This window comes from Pseudomonas sp. LBUM1660 (genome assembly GCF_059695935.1).
The window spans coordinates 2866604-2885000 of record NZ_CP166795.1; the positions used below are offsets into that span (position 1 = coordinate 2866604).

Annotated in this window: 23 protein-coding genes, 1 rRNA gene and 1 pseudogene (1 of these 25 only partly in view); 17 read left to right on the forward strand and 8 right to left on the reverse strand. The window is 58.3% G+C overall.

Annotated elements, in window-relative coordinates; all coding sequences use genetic code 11:
* Window position 1: 1 nt before the first annotated feature.
* Together ACA068_RS13575 and ACA068_RS13580 are read right to left on the reverse strand one after the other, a co-directional pair.
* A complete protein-coding gene (locus ACA068_RS13575) occupies window positions 2-838 on the reverse strand; it encodes an ABC transporter permease (RefSeq protein ID WP_497310281.1) in 837 nt (278 codons plus the stop codon).
* A 62-nt stretch (window positions 839-900) separates the two neighbouring features.
* Window positions 901-1887, reverse strand: coding sequence for an aliphatic sulfonate ABC transporter substrate-binding protein (locus ACA068_RS13580; RefSeq protein WP_497310282.1), 987 nt, complete (start codon window positions 1885-1887; stop codon window positions 901-903).
* Between the two features lie 296 nt (window positions 1888-2183).
* On the opposite strand from ACA068_RS13580, the gene ACA068_RS13585 reads away from it, so the two are divergent.
* The 3 genes from ACA068_RS13585 to ACA068_RS13595 all read left to right on the forward strand — a co-directional run bounded on the left by ACA068_RS13585 (window position 2184) and on the right by ACA068_RS13595 (window position 4539).
* Window positions 2184-3131, forward strand: coding sequence for an ABC transporter substrate-binding protein (locus ACA068_RS13585; RefSeq protein ID WP_497310283.1), 948 nt, complete (start codon window positions 2184-2186; stop codon window positions 3129-3131).
* Between the two features lie 146 nt (window positions 3132-3277).
* The gene (locus ACA068_RS13590; RefSeq protein WP_497310284.1) at window positions 3278-4177 is read left to right on the forward strand and encodes a polysaccharide deacetylase family protein; all 900 of its coding nucleotides are present in this window, start codon (window positions 3278-3280) and stop codon (window positions 4175-4177) included.
* Between the two features lie 119 nt (window positions 4178-4296).
* Window positions 4297-4539 (forward strand): DUF1652 domain-containing protein, encoded by a 243-nt coding sequence (locus tag ACA068_RS13595; RefSeq protein ID WP_497310285.1) that lies wholly within the window; start codon window positions 4297-4299, stop codon window positions 4537-4539.
* Here the strand turns inward: ACA068_RS13595 and ACA068_RS13600 are convergent.
* Entirely contained in the window at window positions 4536-5417 is an 882-nt protein-coding gene (locus ACA068_RS13600; protein ID WP_497310286.1) for a LysR family transcriptional regulator, read from the reverse strand. The two genes, ACA068_RS13595 and ACA068_RS13600, sit on opposite strands and share 4 nt — an antisense overlap.
* 127 nt (window positions 5418-5544) lie before the next feature.
* Between ACA068_RS13600 and ACA068_RS13605 the strand changes: the two genes are divergently transcribed.
* From ACA068_RS13605 to ACA068_RS13640, 8 genes and pseudogenes are all read left to right on the forward strand, one after another.
* On the forward strand, window positions 5545-6693 hold the full coding sequence (locus ACA068_RS13605; RefSeq protein ID WP_497310287.1) for a muconate cycloisomerase family protein: 1149 nt from the start codon (window positions 5545-5547) through the stop codon (window positions 6691-6693).
* A gap of 10 nt (window positions 6694-6703) precedes the next feature.
* Window positions 6704-6994 carry a muconolactone Delta-isomerase gene (gene catC, locus ACA068_RS13610; protein WP_497310288.1) on the forward strand — a complete coding sequence of 97 codons (291 nt, stop codon included), beginning with the start codon at window positions 6704-6706 and terminating at the stop codon, window positions 6992-6994.
* Between the two features lie 55 nt (window positions 6995-7049).
* Window positions 7050-7979 carry a catechol 1,2-dioxygenase gene (catA, locus tag ACA068_RS13615; protein ID WP_497310289.1) on the forward strand — a complete coding sequence of 310 codons (930 nt, stop codon included), beginning with the start codon at window positions 7050-7052 and terminating at the stop codon, window positions 7977-7979.
* Window positions 7980-8249: 270 nt separating this feature from the next.
* Window positions 8250-9209, forward strand: a complete 960-nt coding sequence (locus ACA068_RS13620; protein WP_497310290.1) for an AraC family transcriptional regulator — start codon at window positions 8250-8252, stop codon at window positions 9207-9209.
* 275 nt (window positions 9210-9484) lie between these two features.
* Window positions 9485-10846 carry a benzoate 1,2-dioxygenase large subunit gene (benA, locus tag ACA068_RS13625; RefSeq protein ID WP_497310291.1) on the forward strand — a complete coding sequence of 454 codons (1362 nt, stop codon included), beginning with the start codon at window positions 9485-9487 and terminating at the stop codon, window positions 10844-10846.
* Window positions 10846-11334, forward strand: a complete 489-nt coding sequence (benB, locus tag ACA068_RS13630) for a benzoate 1,2-dioxygenase small subunit (RefSeq protein WP_497310292.1) — start codon at window positions 10846-10848, stop codon at window positions 11332-11334. Before benA ends, benB begins: the two co-directional genes overlap by 1 nt.
* Window positions 11335-11344: 10 nt before the next feature.
* Window positions 11345-12358: a benzoate 1,2-dioxygenase electron transfer component BenC gene (benC, locus tag ACA068_RS13635; protein WP_497310293.1), complete on the forward strand. Its 1014-nt coding sequence runs from the start codon at window positions 11345-11347 to the stop codon at window positions 12356-12358.
* A gap of 62 nt (window positions 12359-12420) precedes the next feature.
* A pseudogene (locus ACA068_RS13640) lies at window positions 12421-13193 on the forward strand (1,6-dihydroxycyclohexa-2,4-diene-1-carboxylate dehydrogenase).
* A gap of 15 nt (window positions 13194-13208) precedes the next feature.
* Here the strand turns inward: ACA068_RS13640 and ACA068_RS13645 are convergent.
* On the reverse strand, window positions 13209-13571 hold the full coding sequence (locus ACA068_RS13645) for an NUDIX hydrolase (RefSeq protein ID WP_497293893.1): 363 nt from the start codon (window positions 13569-13571) through the stop codon (window positions 13209-13211).
* A 212-nt stretch (window positions 13572-13783) separates the two neighbouring features.
* Here ACA068_RS13645 and ACA068_RS13650 point away from each other — a divergent pair, with 212 nt between their 5' ends.
* Together ACA068_RS13650 and ACA068_RS13655 are read left to right on the forward strand one after the other, a co-directional pair.
* Window positions 13784-13984 (forward strand): DUF2188 domain-containing protein, encoded by a 201-nt coding sequence (locus ACA068_RS13650; protein WP_497310294.1) that lies wholly within the window; start codon window positions 13784-13786, stop codon window positions 13982-13984.
* Between the two features lie 118 nt (window positions 13985-14102).
* Window positions 14103-14450 carry a hypothetical protein gene (locus tag ACA068_RS13655; RefSeq protein WP_497310295.1) on the forward strand — a complete coding sequence of 116 codons (348 nt, stop codon included), beginning with the start codon at window positions 14103-14105 and terminating at the stop codon, window positions 14448-14450.
* An 18-nt stretch (window positions 14451-14468) separates the two neighbouring features.
* Here the strand turns inward: ACA068_RS13655 and osmE are convergent, their stop codons facing one another.
* Together osmE and ACA068_RS13665 are read right to left on the reverse strand one after the other, a co-directional pair.
* On the reverse strand, window positions 14469-14822 hold the full coding sequence (gene osmE / locus ACA068_RS13660; RefSeq protein ID WP_497310296.1) for an osmotically-inducible lipoprotein OsmE: 354 nt from the start codon (window positions 14820-14822) through the stop codon (window positions 14469-14471).
* Window positions 14823-14835: 13 nt separating this feature from the next.
* A complete protein-coding gene (locus ACA068_RS13665; protein ID WP_497310297.1) occupies window positions 14836-15084 on the reverse strand; it encodes a hypothetical protein in 249 nt (82 codons plus the stop codon).
* 178 nt (window positions 15085-15262) lie between these two features.
* Here ACA068_RS13665 and ACA068_RS13670 point away from each other — a divergent pair, with 178 nt between their 5' ends.
* From ACA068_RS13670 to ACA068_RS13680, 3 genes are all read left to right on the forward strand, one after another.
* On the forward strand, window positions 15263-15481 hold the full coding sequence (locus ACA068_RS13670) for a hypothetical protein (RefSeq protein ID WP_497310298.1): 219 nt from the start codon (window positions 15263-15265) through the stop codon (window positions 15479-15481).
* Window positions 15482-15553: 72 nt separating this feature from the next.
* On the forward strand, window positions 15554-15889 hold the full coding sequence (locus tag ACA068_RS13675) for a hypothetical protein (RefSeq protein ID WP_497310299.1): 336 nt from the start codon (window positions 15554-15556) through the stop codon (window positions 15887-15889).
* 101 nt (window positions 15890-15990) lie between these two features.
* On the forward strand, window positions 15991-16212 hold the full coding sequence (locus ACA068_RS13680; RefSeq protein ID WP_497310300.1) for a hypothetical protein: 222 nt from the start codon (window positions 15991-15993) through the stop codon (window positions 16210-16212).
* A 19-nt stretch (window positions 16213-16231) separates the two neighbouring features.
* Here the strand turns inward: ACA068_RS13680 and ACA068_RS13685 are convergent, their stop codons facing one another.
* Window positions 16232-16462: a DUF6555 family protein gene (locus ACA068_RS13685; RefSeq protein WP_497310301.1), complete on the reverse strand. Its 231-nt coding sequence runs from the start codon at window positions 16460-16462 to the stop codon at window positions 16232-16234.
* Between the two features lie 483 nt (window positions 16463-16945).
* Window positions 16946-17134: a hypothetical protein gene (locus ACA068_RS13690; protein WP_497310302.1), complete on the reverse strand. Its 189-nt coding sequence runs from the start codon at window positions 17132-17134 to the stop codon at window positions 16946-16948.
* Window positions 17135-17665: 531 nt separating this feature from the next.
* Between ACA068_RS13690 and ACA068_RS13695 the strand changes: the two genes are divergently transcribed.
* Window positions 17666-18397 (forward strand): 16S ribosomal RNA (locus tag ACA068_RS13695) (it continues 807 nt past the right edge of the window).

Sequence of the window (18397 nt, forward strand, 5' to 3'; positions counted from 1 at the left end):
CTCAATCCTCTGCGCTTTGGCCGTTGAAAGTGTCGCGCCAGGACAGGAAGCGTTTCTCCAGGCCGGCGAGGATGCCGTCGCTGAGTTTTCCCAGCAGCGCCAAAACGATGATCGCGGCGAGGACGATGTCCGGGCGGGAAGTCTCGCGACCGTCACTGAGTAAATAGCCCAGGCCCTTGGTGGCGGCGATCAGCTCGGCGGCCACCAGAAACATCCAGGCCAGGCTCATACCGCTGCGCAGTCCAGTAAACAGGCCGGGCAGGGCGGCGGGCAGCAGGATTCGCCGGATCAGGCGCCACCGGCTGAAGCCGTACATTTGCCCGACTTCCACCAGTTTGCGGTCGATGTCGCGGATCGCCGCGACGCCGTTGAGGTACACCGGAAAGAATGCGCCGATGGCGATCAGGACGATTTTTGAGGTCTCGTCGATGCCCAGCCACAGCAGCAACAGCGGCACCCAAGCCAGGCTCGGAATCGAGCGTAATCCGGCGAACGTCGGTTCCAGCCAGGCTTCGGCTTCGCGGCTCAAACCGACCCACGCGGCGAACACCAGGGCCAGGCTGGCGCCAATGGCGAAACCGAGCAGCACCCGCAACAGACTGGCGCTGATGTGTTTCCACAATGCGCCCTCGGCCAGGTCACTGAGGGTCAACGCGATCTCACTTGGGGCCGGCATCTGATAGGACGGCAACCAGCCGATACGCACGACGAATTCCAGCACCAGAACGATCAGCACCGGCAGCGCCAGGCCCTTGAGGCGTAATTGCCAGGCTTCGTTCAGTCGGCGGGGTGCAGGCAATGTCAGGCTCGCGGGCAGTTCTTTGCTTTTGCTGGTCATGGGGTTCTCCGGTCACGACGAATCCGCGACGGGCGCGGGTTCGGTTTCAACAGTGGCAATGGTTACTGACGGGCCACGGTTTCCTTGAAGCCGGTGTCGATCAACTGATCGATCACCTGATCGACATTCACCCCACGGCGGACCAGTTCTTCAGAGACCAGAATCGGTGCGGCGGCTTTGGAGGCAATCACATCCCTGGCGGTCAATTGCGGGCTGCTGAGGTCGGTGCGGGACAATTGCAGCTTGGCCACTTCCAGCGGCAGACCGGATTCGCTCGCGAGCAACTTCGCCAGTTCCTCAGGATTTTTCACCGCCCAGTCCCGGGCCTTTTCATAGGCGCTCAAGACGGTTTCGATGGTCTGCGGATGCTCTTTGGCGTAGGTGTCGGTGACGCTGACCACGCCGTAGCTGTTGAAGTGGGTGTTGCGATACAACAGGCGCGAACCGGCCTGGACTTCGCTGGCCGCCATGTGCGGATCAAGGCCGGCCCAGGCGTCGACGTCACCTTTCTCCAATGCGGTGCGACCGTCCGGATGCTGCAAATGCACCAGCTCGACATCGTCCTTGCTCAGGCCTGCCTGTTGCAGGCTGCGCAAGGTGAACAGGTACGGGTCGGTGCCTTTAGTGGCGGCGATTTTCTTGCCCTTTAAGTCCGCCACGGTTTTGTATGGCGAATCCTTGCGCACCACCAAGGCGGTCCATTCCGCGCGGCTGTACACATAGACCGATTTGATCGGGCTGCCGTTGGCGCGGCTGAGCACAGCAGCCAGGCTGGCGGACGACGCGAAGTCGACGCCGCCACTGTTAAGGTATTCCAGCGAGCGATTGCTGCCCTGGCTCAACACCCAGCTGACCTTGGTCTGTGGCAGGGCTTTTTCGAGGAAACCGAAGTGCTTGAGCACCAGGCTCACCGGCGAGTAATAGGCGTAGTCCAAGTGCACTTCTGCCGGTACGCTTTCGGCGGCCTGCGCCACGGGTTGCAGGCTCAGGGTCAAGGCGCAGGCACCCAGCAGGTACCTAAAGTCAGGAAATCGGAAGGTCAGTTTCATGGCACAGCTCCGGGCAAGGCGGTGAGATTCTTATGTCCAAATAATTATTTTTTACCAATGCTTCCTGCATAAAAGGAATATTGCAGGCTCTGTGCCATGTCTTGCAGTTGCAGGTTTTCCAGGGCTTTGGCGGCGAGGACAAGGGGATTGGCTGTACGGGTGAAAACAGTCTGATGAGTCACTGTTGCTGTGCCAACAGCGCTGTTTGCTGGTCATGAGCTTATGCATAAATCGAATTTATAATCTGAGCTGTAAGAGCGTTAGGGTCTATACAAATAACGTTCCTGGAGCCCCCGATGAACCTGTCCCGATTCTTGCGCGGTCTGTTGACCAGCGCCTTGTTTGCCGCGCCACTGAGCTACGCCGCAGAACCCGTCGTGTTGCACGTCGGGGATCAGAACTACTACAACGTTCGCGCTTCGGTGGAAGCGTCGGGTGTGCTGGAAGGGGCGCCTTATACCGTCGACTGGAAGCACTTCCAGGCCGCCGCTCCGCTGGCCGAAGCACTCAACACTGGCGCCCTGGATCTGGGCTTTCTCGGTGATTCCGGCTTCCTGTTCCTGGCAGCCAAACAGGCACCGGTAAAGTTGATCGGCGTGTCACGGCAGAACCCCGACACCATCGCCTTGCTGGTGCCCAAGGACTCACCGGTCAAAACCATTGCCGATCTAAAGGGCAAGAAAGTCGCTTACTGGCCGGGTGCCTGGAGCCAGCAGCTGACCCTGCGCGCATTGGAAAAAGCCGATCTACCGGAAGACTACGTCGACTTCATCAAACTGATGCCCATCGATGCCGCCGCCGCGCTACCGCAAGGCAGCATCGACGCCTTCCCGGTGTGGGAACCGTACATTTCCCAGCAGATTCTGTTCTCCGGCGCCCGACCGATTCTCACGGCGAAAAACCTCATGCCCGGCCTGAGCGCCATCGCTGCTTCGACGCCGTCGATCGACAGCAAGCGCGAAGCCATTGCCGACTTCCTGGTGCGCCTGAAAAAAGCCCGGGCCTGGGTCGACAACCACACCGACGAATACGCCGATCTCTGGGCGAAAAAGGCCAACCTCGACCAGAACGTGTCGCGCCATTGGCTGCGTCAGGCCCACATGACCGTCGGCCCGGTCGATGCGCAGGCGGCCAAGGATCTGCAGAGCACCGCGGACTTCCTGTTCAAGGTCAAGGCGCTGCCAACGGCATTAGCGACAGCGCCGATTATCGACAGCTCGTTCCAGCAGTCGCTGGCGCAGTAAGCCACGAGGGTGAGCGCTGGAACCAAACACTGTGTACCCTGATCCAACCTCGGCCTCAGCAACCTGCGGGCTGACAAGGGATCAATGGGCGAAGGGTTTTTGCCGTTTTAACGTGATGACCATTACGGTCTGGCCCAAGGCAAACCATGAAACAGTTGTTCAAGGTTCTCACTGCGCTCGCCATCGCTGTCGGGCTGGTGGGCTGCATCGCTTCACCGATCGAACTGACCCCGCAGACCGAGCAGCGTCTGCGCACGCAGCCACCGATCCGCTTTGTGCTGACCTTCGACGACGGTCCCAGCGCGTCAAGTTTCTGGAACCCGAGCATGACGGTGCTCGACAGCCTCGCGCAGAACCCGGTGCAACCGGGGATCAAAGCGGTGTTCTTCGTGCAGACAGGCGCGCCACGGGCCGGTGACAGTGACATCGGACGCGGGGTCATGCACCGGGAGCAGGCTGAAGGACATGTGCTGGGTTTCCACACCGCGACCCACTCGCACACCAATCACCGCTCGCTGAGCCCGGAAGAACTTGAGCAATCGTTGAGCAAGGGCAGTGCTGACATTGCCGCAATCACTGGCGCACCGCCCACCCTGGTGCGCCCGCCGTTCTGGAATTACGACAAACGTGTGTTCGCCGCCTATCAGCGGCACGGCATGCACCTGTTGCTGACCGACCTGAGCGCCAATGACGGCAAAATCTGGGGCTTCAACGCCAGCCCCCGGCGGCGGGCCAACATGCTGCGGCAACTGTCGGAAGTTCGCGAACGCATTGCGCTGGGCGAACTGCCGACGGTGGAAGGTGTGGTGCCTGTCGTGGTGACCTTCCACGACCTGAATCGTTATACCGCCCGGCATGCCCGCGAATACCTGCAAATCCTGCTCGACAGCGCGCGTGCCACCGGGGTGACGGTGGCACAAAAGCCGTTTTACGATGACACGGCGGCGCTGCAACGGGCGGCATTGGCGCGTACCGTGACCGACAGTGACCAAACCGTGAAGTTACCGGGCATATGGAACTGGCTCTGGGACGCTGATGCTGATTAAAACCTCAGCAAAATGAGAAGCAGCTAACACATATTGTGAGGTGAGGCTGACGCAGGCGGGCGAAAGTGGATCTATCCTGAACGGGTCGAATACGATCCCACGCCACGGAGGCGTCAGTCATGGTTCCCATTTCAGTCCTTTGCAACATAGTAGAGTCCGGTTTTAAGCCGCTTTCCTGCGATTGCACAGTGAGTCCCAATGGATTGTTGCGGATCAAGGTGTACGACCGGGCCACCGGGCGCATCGATTTGCTGATTCCCTGCGTATCGCCCGCCAAGCTGACCAGCGTTCGCGCGATCTCCGACTTTGTTGGCGAATTACGCACCGAACTGCGTGCCGGGCGTCGGGCCTTTGCCGGTTAGCGGGGCAGCAACTCATCAATCATCTTCAAGCAATGATTCAACCCCGGCGTCACATCGCCCACCCGTCGGCTGAGAATGATCGGCGAGGTCGCATTGTCTTCCAGCAACGGCGTGAACCCGATGTCGTCGCGGTGCAGCAACTGCACCGACGCGGGCACCAGCGTGACCCCGATCCCGGCCCCCACCAGACCGATTGCTGTTTGCAGTTCGTTGGTCCATTGCGCCACTTGGATGCTCACGCCGTAGGACTCGAACAGTGCAATCACATGATCGGCGTAGCTGGGGCGCGGATTGCCGGGGTACAGCACAAAGGGTTCCTTGGCCAGTTGGCGCAGGCTGATCGGCCCGGCCAGCAGCGGGTGGCCGGCGGGCAGGGCGGCGACCAGCCGGTCTTCGGTCAATACCGTCTGGATGATCGCCGGGTCATCGATGCGGATCCGCCCGAAACCGATGTCGATGCGCCCGGCCTTGAGCGCCTGCACCTGTTGCAGCGTGGTCATTTCCGAAAGCCCGAGCTCAAGCTCCAGAGGCTCGCCACTGCGCAGGCGACGAATCAGTTCCGGCAGCACGCCATACAGCGTTGATGGCGCAAAACCGATGCCCAGCCAGGTTTTTTCCCCTAGACCGATGCGTTTGGTGTTGTCGCAAACCTTGGCCAGTTGTTCGAGCAGGGCGGTGGAGCGTTCATGGAAGAAACGCCCGGCTTCGGTCAACTTCAGCGGGCGGCCGCGTTCGAGCAGTAACACCCCGAGTTCATCTTCCAGTTGCTGGATCTGCCGGCTCAGGGGCGGCTGGGCAATGTGCAGCCGTTCGGCGGCGCGGGTGAAGTTGAGGGTTTGAGCCACGACCTGAAAATACCGCAGGTGACGCAATTCCATGGTGCCTCCAGGCATTGAGTAGTTGGATACCTTTAAGGTATCGAGCCAGACCAATTCTATATTGGCCCTAGGCAAAAAGCCGTATGAGAATCCGTTTCAGAACTTCAAGAACCTGACGGGTATCGACATGCGTGCAACTGCCATTGAATCGATCGAGACGATCATCGTCGATCTGCCGACCATTCGCCCGCACAAGCTGGCCATGCACACCCTGCAGAAACAGACCCTGGTGATCATCCGCGTGCGCTGCGCCGATGGCATCGAAGGCATCGGCGAGTCCACCACCATCGGTGGCCTGGCCTATGGCAATGAAAGCCCGGACAGCATCAAGACCAACATCGACAAGCACTTCGCGCCGCTGCTGATCGGTGAGGACAGCGGCAATATCAATGCGGCGATGTTGCGCCTGGAGCGCAGCATCCGTGGCAACACGTTTGCCAAATCAGGTATTGAAACCGCGTTGCTCGACGCCCAGGGCAAACGCGTTGGGCTGCCCGTCAGCGAGTTGCTGGGTGGTCGCGTTCGTGATGCGCTGCCGGTGGCCTGGACCCTGGCCAGCGGCGACACTGGCAAGGACATCGCCGAAGCGGAAAAAATGCTCGACCTGCGCCGCCACCGGATCTTCAAGCTGAAAATCGGTGCCGGCGAAGTCAACGGCGACCTGGCCCATGTCATTGCCATCAAGAAAGCCCTGGGCGATCGCGCCAGTGTGCGGGTCGACGTCAATCAGGCCTGGGACGAGGCAGTCGCACTGCGCGCCTGCCGGATACTGGGCAGCAACGGCATCGACCTCATCGAACAGCCGATCTCGCGCAACAACCGCGCCGGCATGGTGCGCCTGAACGCCATGAGCCCGGCGCCGATCATGGCCGATGAATCCATCGAGTGCGTGGAAGACGCTTTCAATCTGGCGCGCGAAGGCGCCGCGTCGGTGTTCGCCCTGAAGATCGCCAAGAACGGCGGGCCACGGGCCGTGCTCAGGACCGCCGCCATCGCCGAAGCCGCCGGTATCGGCCTGTACGGCGGCACTATGCTGGAAGGAGGGATCGGCACGCTGGCCTCGGCCCATGCCTTTATCACCCTGAATAAACTGGCCTGGGACACCGAGCTGTTCGGCCCGTTGCTACTGACTGAAGACGTGCTCAGCGAGCCGCTGGTCTATCGCGATTTTGCGCTGCATGTGCCGCAAACACCGGGCCTTGGCCTGAGCCTGGATGAAGACCGCGTGGCGTTTTTCCGGCGCGACAAAACCTCCACTTCTGTTCATCAAGCCTGAGGAGAGCATCATGCTATTCCACGTAAAAATGACCGTGAACCTGCCGGTCGACATCAACCCGGAGCTCGCCGCTCAGCTCAAGGCCGATGAAAAAGCACTGGCCCAGCGCCTGCAAGAGCAAGGCAAGTGGCGTCACCTGTGGCGCATCGCCGGGCACTATGCCAATTACAGCGTCTTCGACGTTGACAGTGTTCAGGAGCTGCACGACTTGCTGATGCAATTGCCGCTGTTTCCGTACATGTCGATCGAGATCGACGCGATGTGCCGGCATCCTTCGTCCATTCGCGAGGATGACCGCTGAACCGAGTCTGTTCAGTTCGCTACGCCCATAATTACAAGATGAGGAACCCCAAAACATGAACGTCAAGATTTCCCACACTGCCAGTGCCCAGAAGTTTCTCGAAGACGCCAGCGGTTTGCTCAACGACGCAGGCGACCCTCGGGTCAAAGCCTTGGTTTACCGCATTCTGCGTGATTCGGTGAACATCATCGAAGACCTCGCCGTGACCCCGGGAGAGTTCTGGAAAACGGTCAATTACCTCAACGTGCTGGGCGCGCGTCAGGAAGCCGGCTTGCTGGTGGCCGGGCTCGGCCTGGAACACTACCTGGACTTGCTGATGGACGCCGAAGACGAGCAGGCGGGGAAGGCGGGCGGTACGCCGCGGACCATCGAAGGCCCGTTGTATGTGGCGGGTGCGCCGCTGTCCGAGGGTGAGGCGCGCCTCGACGACGGCGTCGATCCGGGCGTGGTCCTGTTCATGCAAGGCCAGGTGCGCAACACCGCTGGCGAGCCATTGGCCGGTGCGGTGGTGGATGTCTGGCACGCCAACACAGGCGGTACTTATTCCTACTTCGATACCACGCAATCGGAGTTCAACCTGCGCCGCCGCATCGTCACCGATGCCGAGGGTCGATATCGTTTTCGCAGCATCGTGCCGTCGGGCTACGGCTGCCCGCCGGACGGCCCGACCCAGCAATTGCTCGATCAACTGGGCCGTCATGGCCAGCGTCCGGCGCACATTCACTTCTTTATCTCTGCGCCGGACCATCGTCACTTGACCACCCAGATCAATCTCGATGGCGATCAGTACCTGCACGACGATTTCGCCTACGCCACCCGCGACGAGCTGATCGCCCACATCACCTTCAGCGACGACCCGCAGCGAGCAGCGGCCCATGGCGTGAGCGGCCGGTTTGCCGAAATCGACTTCGATTTCACCTTGCAGGCCTCCGCGCAACCTGACGAGCAGCAACGCCACGAGCGGGTTCGCGCACTCGAGGATTGATCGCCTCTCCATGTGAGAGCGAGCCTGCTCCGGGCGGCGTTCCGACGGAAGCGGAGTGTCATTCAACGTTGATGTTGAGGCTGATGGCCCTATCGCGAGCAGGCTCGCTCCTACAGTTGACCGAGTTTATTCAGGGCTAAGGCGGTCAAGTGTAGGAGCGAGCCTGCTCGCGATAGGGCCAGAACCTTCCACAAGTCAGCCCACTGACACACCGTTGCAGGTACTGCCTTAGAATGGCCCGACAACACCTATAACAACGAGAGTGACCCGATGATGCACGCGCAACTGTTGAGTCAGCGCAGCAGAGTATTCGACCAAGCCGACCCTTACGCGGTGTCGGGTTACGTCAATCAGCATGTCGGCAATCATTGCATCCTGATGCCCAGGGTCGGCCGTCCGCTGGCCAGCCTCGATCATCGCAAATTCGCCAGCCTTGACCTGTGCCGCATCAGCTACGGCGCCAGCGTGCGGGTGACCTCGGGCGCGCTGGAAACGATCTATCACCTGCAAGTGCTGCTGCGCGGCAACTGCCTGTGGCGCGGTCACGGTCAGGAACATTACTTTGCGCCGGGTGAATTGCTGCTGATCAACCCCGACGATCCGGTGGACCTGACGTACTCCGACGATTGCGAAAAATTCATCCTCAAGGTGCCCACTCGGCTGTTCGAGTCGGTATGCGAGGAGCAACGCTGGCGCTATCCGGGGCAGGGCGTGCGGTTTCTGGATAACCGTTATCAGCTCGATGAGCTGGAAGGTTTCGTTGGTCTGCTGGCGATGATTTGCCAGGAAGCCGAGGCCACCGAGCAGGTACCAAGGGTGCAGGAGCACTACGCGCAGATCATCGTCAGCAAGATGCTCAGCCTGATGAAAACCAACGTCATCCGCGGCAGCCTCGGCTCGCCGACGACGACGTTCGAGGGGATTGCCGATTACATCGCGCGCAACCTCAAGCAGGACATTGACAGTGAAGAGCTGGCGCGCCAGGCGCGGATGAGCCTGCGTTCGCTGTACGGCTTGTTCGAGCGCAACGCCGGCACCTCGCCGCAAAACTACATCCGGCATAAGAAGCTCGAATGCATCAACCGGTGCTTGAACGACCCGACCTGCAACGTGCGAAATGTCACGGAGGTGGCCATGGACTACGGCTTCCTGCACTTGGGACGCTTTTCTGACAACTACCGCAAACAGTTCGGCGAATTACCGTCCGACACCCTCAAGCGCCGCCACTGACCCACCACAAATCCCTGTAGCAGCTGTCGAGCCTGCGAGGCTGCGTCCGAGTGCGCAGCGCTCGCAGAATGGTTTACGCCGTATTTCAGACAGACCGCGCTGGTCCTGTTGGCGAGCGCTGCGCACTCGGACGCAGCCTCGCAGGCTAGACAGCTGCTGCAGGGAAGTGGGCCGTTTGCAGTAACCGGATACACGTCTGCACCCATCGGATAGTCCACCCCATCCCCCCGACCTAGCATGGCCCTGCCTGAATAACAACAATGGAGGCGGCGGCCATGTCCCTGCGACCCGAATACCTTCACTCCCTGCTTGAAGATGACAAAGAACAGGGCATCTACCGCTGCAAGCGCGAGATGTTCACTGACCCACGGCTGTTCGACCTGGAGATGAAACACATCTTCGAAGGCAACTGGCTGTACCTGGCGCACGAAAGCCAGATCCCCAACGTCAACGATTTCTACTCCACCACCATGGGGCGGCAGTCGATCTTCATCGCGCGCAACAAGGAGGGTGTGCTCAACGCCTTCATCAACGCCTGCAGCCATCGCGGTGCGACGCTGTGCCGGCACAAGACCGGCAACAAGAGCTCCTACACCTGCCCATTCCACGGCTGGACCTTCAACAACTCCGGCAAACTGCTCAAGGTCAAAGACCCGGCGGGCGCGGGTTACCCGGCGAGTTTCAATTGCGAAGGCTCTCACGACCTGACCAAAGTTGCGCGTTTTGAGTCCTATCGCGGCTTCCTGTTCGGCAGCCTCAATTCCGATGTCGTGCCGTTGGTTGAGCACCTGGGCGAGTCGGCAAAGATCATCGACATGATCGTCGACCAGTCCACCGATGGCCTCGAAGTGCTGCGCGGCTCCTCAAGCTACATCTACGAAGGCAACTGGAAACTCACCGCCGAAAACGGTGCCGACGGCTATCACGTCAGCTCCGTGCACTGGAACTACGCCGCCACCCAGAACCAGCGCAAACAGCGTGAGGCCGGCGACAGCAATCCGACCATGAGCGCCGGGGCCTGGGCCAAGCAGGGCGGGGGGTTCTACTCGTTCGACAAGGGCCACATGCTGCTCTGGACCCGCTGGTCCAACCCCGAGGATCGCCCGCTGTACGAGCGCCGCGACGAGTTGTCCCGGGACTTCGGCCAGGCGCGCGCCGACTGGATGATCGAAAATTCGCGCAACCTGTGCCTGTACCCGAACGTCTACCTGATGGACCAGTTCAGCTCGCAGATCCGCATCGCCCGACCGATCTCGGTCGACCGCACGGAAATCACCATTTATTGCATCGCCCCCAAAGGCGAAAGCGACCACGCCCGTTCGAGCCGGATTCGTCAGTACGAGGATTTCTTCAACGTCAGCGGCATGGCCACCCCGGACGATCTGGAAGAGTTTCGCTCGTGCCAGACCAGCTATCAAGGCAGCGTCACGACGTGGAATGACATGTCCCGCGGCGCCGAGCACTGGGTCGAAGGTGCCGATGAGGCGGCCAAGGAAATTGATCTGCACCCGCTGCTCAGCGGCGTGCGTACCGAAGACGAAGGCCTGTTCGTGCTGCAACACAAGTATTGGCAGCAAACCATGCTCAGGGCCCTGGCCACCGAACAGCCCGAATTGATTGCTGTGGAGGCCGTGTAATGATCCTCACTTATGACGCCGTGCGCGATTTTCTCTACCGCGAAGCGCGCTACCTCGATGACAAGCAATGGGACGACTGGTTGGAGATGTACGCCGCCGATGCCTCGTTCTGGATGCCGTCCTGGGACGACAACGACGAGTTGACCAAAGACCCGCAGCGGGAAATATCGCTGATCTGGTACGGCCACCGCACCGGTCTGGAAGACCGCATCTTCCGCATCAAGACCGAACGCTCCAGCGCCAGCGTTCCAGACACCCGCACTTCGCACAACATCAGCAACATCGAACTGCTTGAGCAGGCCGACGGCCTGTGCAAAGTGCGCTTCAACTGGCACACCCTGAGCTTTCGCTACAAGACCGTCGACAGCTATTTCGGCAGCAGTTTCTACACCCTCGATGTGCGCGGTGAAAACCCGCTGATCAAGGCCAAGAAAGTGATCCTGAAGAACGATTACGTTCGCCAGGTCATCGATGTCTACCACCTCTGAGGCGGCCGTCATGACTCATTCCATTGCATTCAATTTTGAAGACGGCGTCACCCGGTTTATCGACGCCAACGTGGGCGAAACCGTGGCCGATGCCGCGTACCGCCAAGGCATCAACATTCCACTGGATTGCCGCGACGGCGCCTGCGGGACCTGCAAGTGTTTCGCCGAGGCCGGCCGTTACGACTTGGGTGAGGAATACATCGACGACGCGCTCAGCGCTGATGAAGCGCGGCAGGGCTTTGTTCTGACCTGCCAGATGCGTGCCTTGAGCGATTGCGTGGTGCGAGTGCCGACCTCATCGCAAGTCTGCCGTACCCAGCAGGCCAGTTACGACGCCACCATCAGCGCCGTGCGGCAGTTGTCCGACAGCACCATCGCGCTGTCGATCAAGGGCGAAGCCCTGAGCAAACTGGCGTTTCTGCCGGGCCAGTATGTGAACCTCGGGATTCCCGGCAGCGAGCAGACCCGCGCTTATTCGTTCAGCTCGCTGCAGCGTGACGGCGAAGTCAGTTTTTTGATCCGCAACGTGCCCGGCGACTTGATGAGCAGCTTCCTTACCGGTATGGCCAAGGCGGGCGACAGCATGCGTCTGGCCGGGCCACTGGGTAGCTTTTATCTACGCGACATTCGCCGGCCGTTGTTGCTGCTGGCGGGTGGAACTGGTCTGGCGCCGTTCACCGCGATGCTGGAGAAAATAGCCGAGCAGGGCAGCGAGCATCCGCTGCATCTGATCTATGGCGTGACCAACGATTTTGATTTGGTGGAACTGGATCGCCTCGAAGCGTTTGCCGCGCGCATCCCGAATTTCAGCTTCAGTGCCTGCGTCGCCAACCCCGACAGCCAGCATCCGCTCAAGGGTTATGTGACCCAGCACATCGAGCCTCGGCATTTGAACGAGGGCGACGTCGATGTCTACTTGTGCGGCCCACCGCCGATGGTTGAAGCGGTCAGTCAGTTCATTCGCGAACAAGGCGTCGCGCCTGCGAACTTCTACTACGAAAAATTCGCTGCCAGCGCGGCTTGAGTCCAGCCGGTGCGCGAACACAGATCCCATGTGGGAGCGGCATCCTTCGTCACGAGGTACACATGAACAGATTCACAGACAAAGTCGCACTGATCACCGGCGCGGCGCAAGGCATTGGCCGGCGGGTGGCCGAGCGCATGGCCGCTGAGGGTGCGCGGTTGATTTTGGTTGATCGCTCGGACCTGGTGTTCGAGGTGCAGCAACAATTGGGGCAGGCAGTCAGGTGCTGGCCTTGACCGCCGACCTTGAGCACTACAGCGAATGCAGCCGCGTAATGCGCACTGCCGTCGAGCGTTTTGGGCGTCTGGATGTGCTGGTCAACAACGTGGGCGGCACGATCTGGGCGAAGCCTTTCGAGCACTACGAAGAACAGCAGATCGAGGCCGAAGTCCGTCGTTCGTTGTTTCCGACATTATGGTGCTGCCATGCCGCGCTGCCGTTCATGCTTGAACAAGGCAGCGGTGCCATCGTCAACGTTTCATCCATTGCCACCCGCAGCATCAATCGCGTGCCGTATGGCGCGGCGAAGGGCGGTGTCAATGCGCTGACCGCATGCCTGGCGTTTGAAACTGCCGGTCGTGGGATTCGCGTGAATGCCACCGCGCCCGGTGGCACGGAAGCACCGCAGCGGGTCATCCCGCGAAACAGCGCAGAGCAGAGCGCCGAAGAGAAAGTCTGGTATCAGCAAGTTGTTGGCCAGACGCTCGACAGCAGTTTAATGAAACGCTATGGCACGCTGGATGAGCAGGCCGGCGCTATTCTGTTTCTGGCCAGCGACGAGGCGTCGTACATCACCGGAATGATCATGCCGGTGGGCGGCGGCGACCTGGGCTGAGACGACTGCGCAAACTTACAGCCGACGCTGAAAGGCTTTGACGATCTTGAGCGTGGCGTCGCTTGTGTTCAGGTTCTGGACTGCGTCCAGCGGATACCACATGCAATCGAAAATTTCATTTTGTGGCCGGGCTTCGTCCGAGTTGAGGACCGATGCCTCGAACACATGGTGCCGGGTGCTGCCCGTTTCCAGTTCCATCAGGTACAACAAACCGTCGACGCCCAGCCCTGTTTCTTCCTGGAGTTCGCGCATGGCGGCGCCCGCAGTGGTTTCGCCGCGCTCGACTTTTCCTCCGGGCAAGGTCCAGCGACACCTGGGTTTGCGCACCAGGAGAACATGCCGATCCTGCTCGCAAATGACTGTTGCCCGTACTTTCATGTGTTACTAAACCGCCGTCTGTCATAAAACAGTCATGAAAATGCAATATTCAGGCCCAGGCTTCTGTTTCAAAGGGTTGGAGCCAAGGAGGCGCTAGAAAGTGCAAAGGAGCGTCGAAAATCTGACACGACGTCTGGTCGGCACTTGGGTAAGGGTCGGGTGTAAGGTAACCAGGTCAATCGTGGCTTATCACTGCCGAAAAGGAGGTGACTATGAGCGTTCCGATGCTGAATAAAATGCACATGAACGGTTATGACGTACTCAGCGTAAACAACGGCCCCTGGCGGGTGTGCACCAAAGGCGACCGTCTCGGTGCTTTTGGCAGCAAAGAGGAGGCACTGGCGTTTGCGGCAGCGCTTCCAGCCTACAGAGCAAGAGCGGTTCGATCGACTCCAAGCCAGAAACCAGAATGAACGCAAGCTTGAAGCCCTGGGATGCCGGGGCTTTTTTTGTCTTGAAACCAGGGGCGGGAAGATTTTAAACGTGACATTTGGATGATAGGGTGGCCGCTTTCAATTCAAGGAAGAAAGCATGTTGAAAGGTCGCTGGACTGCTCTGGCAATGTTGTCTGCTCTTTACCTTGCCGGTGTCGGTCAGGTTCAAGCCCAGACGCAGGGCGAAATCCACACCAATCAAAAGGTCTGCGATGTTTTCCGTACATTGGCCGGATCGATCATGCAGTCTCGGCAAAATGGCGAATCGGAAGAAAGTCTGCTGGCCGTGAAGTCGGGTAATCCTGATCACGACAAGTTGGGCGCCATGTTGATCAACGAAGCGTACAACCAGCCGGTCCTCGATTCTCCAGAACTCAAAAGCCAAGCTATTAACATGTTCGCGGATAAATGGCGGGACACGTGTAACAAACCCGCTTCCGGCTAGCTTGCCACCCATTGTTGGCTAGTAACCTCCGCCACCCGTACTGCGAGAGGGTTCCCTGGCTTTCTGTTGTGCGTGACTCCATTCCGCGCAGGTCATGAAGCTTTTGTGGTCGACCTTACCCCGGTCATCGAAGCTGATGTTGTAGGGCTTCTGTTGGCCTGCCTGGGTCAACTTGTAGTCAAAGCACGTGCCAGGCACCACCGTGCGCTCCGTTATCGTTAAAGGCTGACCGCCAATCTGCTGAACCTGATCCTTGCTCATGCCGGTCTCGACTTTGGCGACCAGCGGCTGGTCCCGATAAACGTGTGAATCAGTGCTGCAACCACCCGTCGCCGCCAGCACGACGACCAGCGCCAATAGAGGCGTGTTCATGCCAAGGCTCCCGTTAGTGAGCTTTCGGAGATTTCGTCCGACTGATGATTTTGGCCTTCACTTCTTCTGCATAACCCGCCAGTCGCTCTTCATCGCCTTGAAATAGATTGCACAACTTCATGGCCGCTTGCGCATCCACATCATTGCCGGCCAAGCGTAGCTGCTCTGCGATGCGCAAGAGTTCCACTGCCGACCACCTCAGGTCCGACGCAAGTCCTTGCAGATCACGCCGAAGTTCGTTTTCATCTTCGTTGAGCCACATGATGACCTCCTGCTGATACCCCGCTACAAAAGAGTAGTCCCAATTAACGGGTGGGGCGTTTGCTCATCTGCTGTCCAATGCATGGGAGGTGCGCCGCTTGTCGGGAGAGTGAGCGCGAACGAACGGGTGTGATGTCGTACCGAAGTGGCGAATGTTCGCTAGGGCGAGGCAACTTCAAATGACCAGCACCGATGATTTCAGATTCCATGCGCATGAGCTGATGGTTGAACTGGACGCAGCAACTACGGAGATGATGACGCTGATTTCGGCCCATCAGTTGAGCGGGCCGGAGTGGGAACGGGTCACTCAATGGCAACATGAAGCGCATGAGCGATGGATGACGTATTTGAACGAACGGTCTTATCCTGACTCCGGCGATCACAACGTAACCCTCTGAGGGCTGATTCTATAGATGGATGTCTGGATCGCTACGCGTTACATTCCCGTTTTTTCAGGATAAGGAAGCGCCATGCGGATGTTGATTGGGGGAGTAGCGATGGCGATGCTGGCGGGTTGTTCATTGCCGGCATCCCTGGTTCCAGGTGAGCCTAACGTCAGCAAGTACAGTAACAAGGCGCCCAAAGAATACGCCGCGTGTCTGTTGCCGCTGTGGCAGCAGGAGGTTTCAAGAACGACTCAGACTGCGATTTCCAATGGCTACCGGATCAACGCTCCCAGCATTATTACGGCTGACGAGATTCTGGACATCGTGAAATACAAGGACGGCAGTCGAGTATCGCTATATCAGGGGCCGCCGTGGGCCAAGTCGGACGCGATGCGTAAAGCGGTTCGCAGCTGCTTGTAAAGCTCACTCCGTGAATGTCGTGTAAGCGCCGTATGTCGGAATCGAGGAACGGCCATTCGCTGGAAAACTTCCAAGTGAAAATTGTCTTTGGAAGTTTGGCGATGAATGATGATCAAAAGAAGCAAGCCCTGGCGGCCTGGTACAAGCTCCTGAACGAACCGGAAATTCGCATGGATGCTGAAGGACAGTACGACGAGTTGCTCAAGGCCGCCGACGAGATGGAACGTACCGGGCTGATCAACAGTTCGGAATGGCGCAAGTTAGTGAAGGAGGCGGGTACTGCGTTCGCAAAAGCGATAGAGGGCGTGGGCGGCGGCACTTAGCTGGGCCGCACACTGTTATTTACGGCAACTCCTCCCACCTAACCTGCATCAAGCCATTTTCCTGTGCGTGGCTTTGTAGCGCATCAAAGTCTTGTTGATCGTGATTGTCCCCATACGAAAGCCCTATCCCCGAATGCAGGCAGGCGTAGTACCAAGCGTCTGCCTCAGTCATGTGGGCGTCGGGTTGAATAAAAATATGCCGAGTCTTGTTGAAGCCATACGTGATTTGAAAATATCGAGGGCGGGTCATCCGAATCTCCAGGTGCTGCCACTACGACATTAATGGCGTAGTGCCAGTTCCTTCTGTTTTCGGACTTTTGTCTGCTTCAATAAATAAGCGATGTTTTGCCTTCATTCAGTCTTGCACGCGCTCAGGGCATGTTGACGCGGGGGCGCTCAGCCAGCATGCATTGAAGGCATTCGTTATTGAGCTGCAAACATTCTTCCTCGGCCTCTGTCCGTGTCGGGTAGGTTGTGGGCAGCCTGCGCTTTTCTTCATTGTCATAGAGGTTGAACCCTATGGGGGCGGTTTTGCAGTAGAAGCGCGTTCCGTTACGCGTTGATCCCGTTTCCGTGGGAATTGCAGGAACCACAACGAATCTTGGAATCATCCTCGCGTACTCCTTCCGAATTCACCTTAACGTGTAGCGGCTACTGGCCATCACCGCAAGGGAGCGTTTGAAGTATCCGATGAACAGGCCGGTCTGCTAAACAGTTGCTGGCTGGGAAGCCATCAGGAATTCGGGCGGCGGCGATCGGCGCCAGAAGAGTTGCCGATGTTTATCAGCCTTCGTTCTGCCAGGACGTTATGAAGTGCCTGGCGGGCGTCAGGGTCCAACTGATGCTCTCTTTCCTTGAGCTCAAGGAGGATAGGGCTGGACCAGGTGCGATAGGTTTTCTCGGCTTTGTGAATCGATGTCATTTATCCTCCTTGATCACACACCCGCGGGGTAACAGGGCCATTCAATTCGGTAGAAACCCTAGTCGAGGAAACGGCTTTGCGCCAGTGAACTGCACTGTAATGGTGCGCGTGTTGAAGCATGACAGGTCAACTGGACCCCTGAGATCTCGATCGCCACTCACTTGATGAAGAAAAACAGAATTTTTAGATGAGGGGGTTGACCACGTATTTCAATGCTGTACTATTCGCCTCCCGCTAACGAGCATATTGATGCTTGTTCTGGTTTAAGTAATTGATTTTCCTAGTAAAATCAGAAACTTTTAAGGTTGCAATATGAAAGGATGCGCTGTAGAATGCGCGCCTCGGTTGAGACGAAAGATCTTAACCAACCGCTCTTTAACAACTGAATCAAGCAATTCGTGTGGGTGCTTGTGGAGTCAGACTGATAGTCAAAAAGATTATCAGCATCACAAGTTACTCCGCGAGAAATCAAAGATGTAACCAACGATTGCTGAGCCAAGTTTAGGGTTTCTTAAAAACCCAAAGATGTTTGAACTGAAGAGTTTGATCATGGCTCAGATTGAACGCTGGCGGCAGGCCTAACACATGCAAGTCGAGCGGCAGCACGGGTACTTGTACCTGGTGGCGAGCGGCGGACGGGTGAGTAATGCCTAGGAATCTGCCTGGTAGTGGGGGATAACGCTCGGAAACGGACGCTAATACCGCATACGTCCTACGGGAGAAAGCAGGGGACCTTCGGGCCTTGCGCTATCAGATGAGCCTAGGTCGGATTAGCTAGTTGGTGAGGTAATGGCTCACCAAGGCGACGATCCGTAACTGGTCTGAGAGGATGATCAGTCACACTGGAACTGAGACACGGTCCAGACTCCTACGGGAGGCAGCAGTGGGGAATATTGGACAATGGGCGAAAGCCTGATCCAGCCATGCCGCGTGTGTGAAGAAGGTCTTCGGATTGTAAAGCACTTTAAGTTGGGAGGAAGGGCATTTACCTAATACGTAAGTGTTTTGACGTTACCGACAGAATAAGCACCGGCTAACTCTGTGCCAGCAGCCGCGGTAATACAGAGGGTGCAAGCGTTAATCGGAATTACTGGGCGTAAAGCGCGCGTAGGTGGTTTGTTAAGTTGGATGTGAAATCCCCGGGCTCAACCTGGGAACTGCATTCAAAACTGACAAGCTAGAGTATGGTAGAGGGTGGTGGAATTTCCTGTGTAGCGGTGAAATGCGTAGATATAGGAAGGAACACCAGTGGCGAAGGCGACC

Bases quoted from the DNA above. Each gene is read 5' to 3' on its own strand.
- ACA068_RS13575 (WP_497310281.1), bottom strand. From the start codon at position 838: ATGACCAGCAAAAGCAAAGAACTGCCCGCGAGCCTGACATTGCCTGCA.
- ACA068_RS13580 (WP_497310282.1), bottom strand. From the start codon at position 1,887: ATGAAACTGACCTTCCGATTTCCTGACTTTAGGTACCTGCTGGGTGCC.
- ACA068_RS13585 (WP_497310283.1), top strand. From the start codon at position 2,184: ATGAACCTGTCCCGATTCTTGCGCGGTCTGTTGACCAGCGCCTTGTTT.
- ACA068_RS13590 (WP_497310284.1), top strand. From the start codon at position 3,278: ATGAAACAGTTGTTCAAGGTTCTCACTGCGCTCGCCATCGCTGTCGGG.
- ACA068_RS13595 (WP_497310285.1), top strand. From the start codon at position 4,297: ATGGTTCCCATTTCAGTCCTTTGCAACATAGTAGAGTCCGGTTTTAAG.
- ACA068_RS13600 (WP_497310286.1), bottom strand. From the start codon at position 5,417: ATGGAATTGCGTCACCTGCGGTATTTTCAGGTCGTGGCTCAAACCCTC.
- ACA068_RS13605 (WP_497310287.1), top strand. From the start codon at position 5,545: ATGCGTGCAACTGCCATTGAATCGATCGAGACGATCATCGTCGATCTG.
- catC (WP_497310288.1), top strand. From the start codon at position 6,704: ATGCTATTCCACGTAAAAATGACCGTGAACCTGCCGGTCGACATCAAC.
- catA (WP_497310289.1), top strand. From the start codon at position 7,050: ATGAACGTCAAGATTTCCCACACTGCCAGTGCCCAGAAGTTTCTCGAA.
- ACA068_RS13620 (WP_497310290.1), top strand. From the start codon at position 8,250: ATGATGCACGCGCAACTGTTGAGTCAGCGCAGCAGAGTATTCGACCAA.
- benA (WP_497310291.1), top strand. From the start codon at position 9,485: ATGTCCCTGCGACCCGAATACCTTCACTCCCTGCTTGAAGATGACAAA.
- benB (WP_497310292.1), top strand. From the start codon at position 10,846: ATGATCCTCACTTATGACGCCGTGCGCGATTTTCTCTACCGCGAAGCG.
- benC (WP_497310293.1), top strand. From the start codon at position 11,345: ATGACTCATTCCATTGCATTCAATTTTGAAGACGGCGTCACCCGGTTT.
- ACA068_RS13645 (WP_497293893.1), bottom strand. From the start codon at position 13,571: ATGAAAGTACGGGCAACAGTCATTTGCGAGCAGGATCGGCATGTTCTC.
- ACA068_RS13650 (WP_497310294.1), top strand. From the start codon at position 13,784: ATGAGCGTTCCGATGCTGAATAAAATGCACATGAACGGTTATGACGTA.
- ACA068_RS13655 (WP_497310295.1), top strand. From the start codon at position 14,103: ATGTTGAAAGGTCGCTGGACTGCTCTGGCAATGTTGTCTGCTCTTTAC.
- osmE (WP_497310296.1), bottom strand. From the start codon at position 14,822: ATGAACACGCCTCTATTGGCGCTGGTCGTCGTGCTGGCGGCGACGGGT.
- ACA068_RS13665 (WP_497310297.1), bottom strand. From the start codon at position 15,084: ATGTGGCTCAACGAAGATGAAAACGAACTTCGGCGTGATCTGCAAGGA.
- ACA068_RS13670 (WP_497310298.1), top strand. From the start codon at position 15,263: ATGACCAGCACCGATGATTTCAGATTCCATGCGCATGAGCTGATGGTT.
- ACA068_RS13675 (WP_497310299.1), top strand. From the start codon at position 15,554: ATGCGGATGTTGATTGGGGGAGTAGCGATGGCGATGCTGGCGGGTTGT.
- ACA068_RS13680 (WP_497310300.1), top strand. From the start codon at position 15,991: ATGAATGATGATCAAAAGAAGCAAGCCCTGGCGGCCTGGTACAAGCTC.
- ACA068_RS13685 (WP_497310301.1), bottom strand. From the start codon at position 16,462: ATGACCCGCCCTCGATATTTTCAAATCACGTATGGCTTCAACAAGACT.
- ACA068_RS13690 (WP_497310302.1), bottom strand. From the start codon at position 17,134: ATGACATCGATTCACAAAGCCGAGAAAACCTATCGCACCTGGTCCAGC.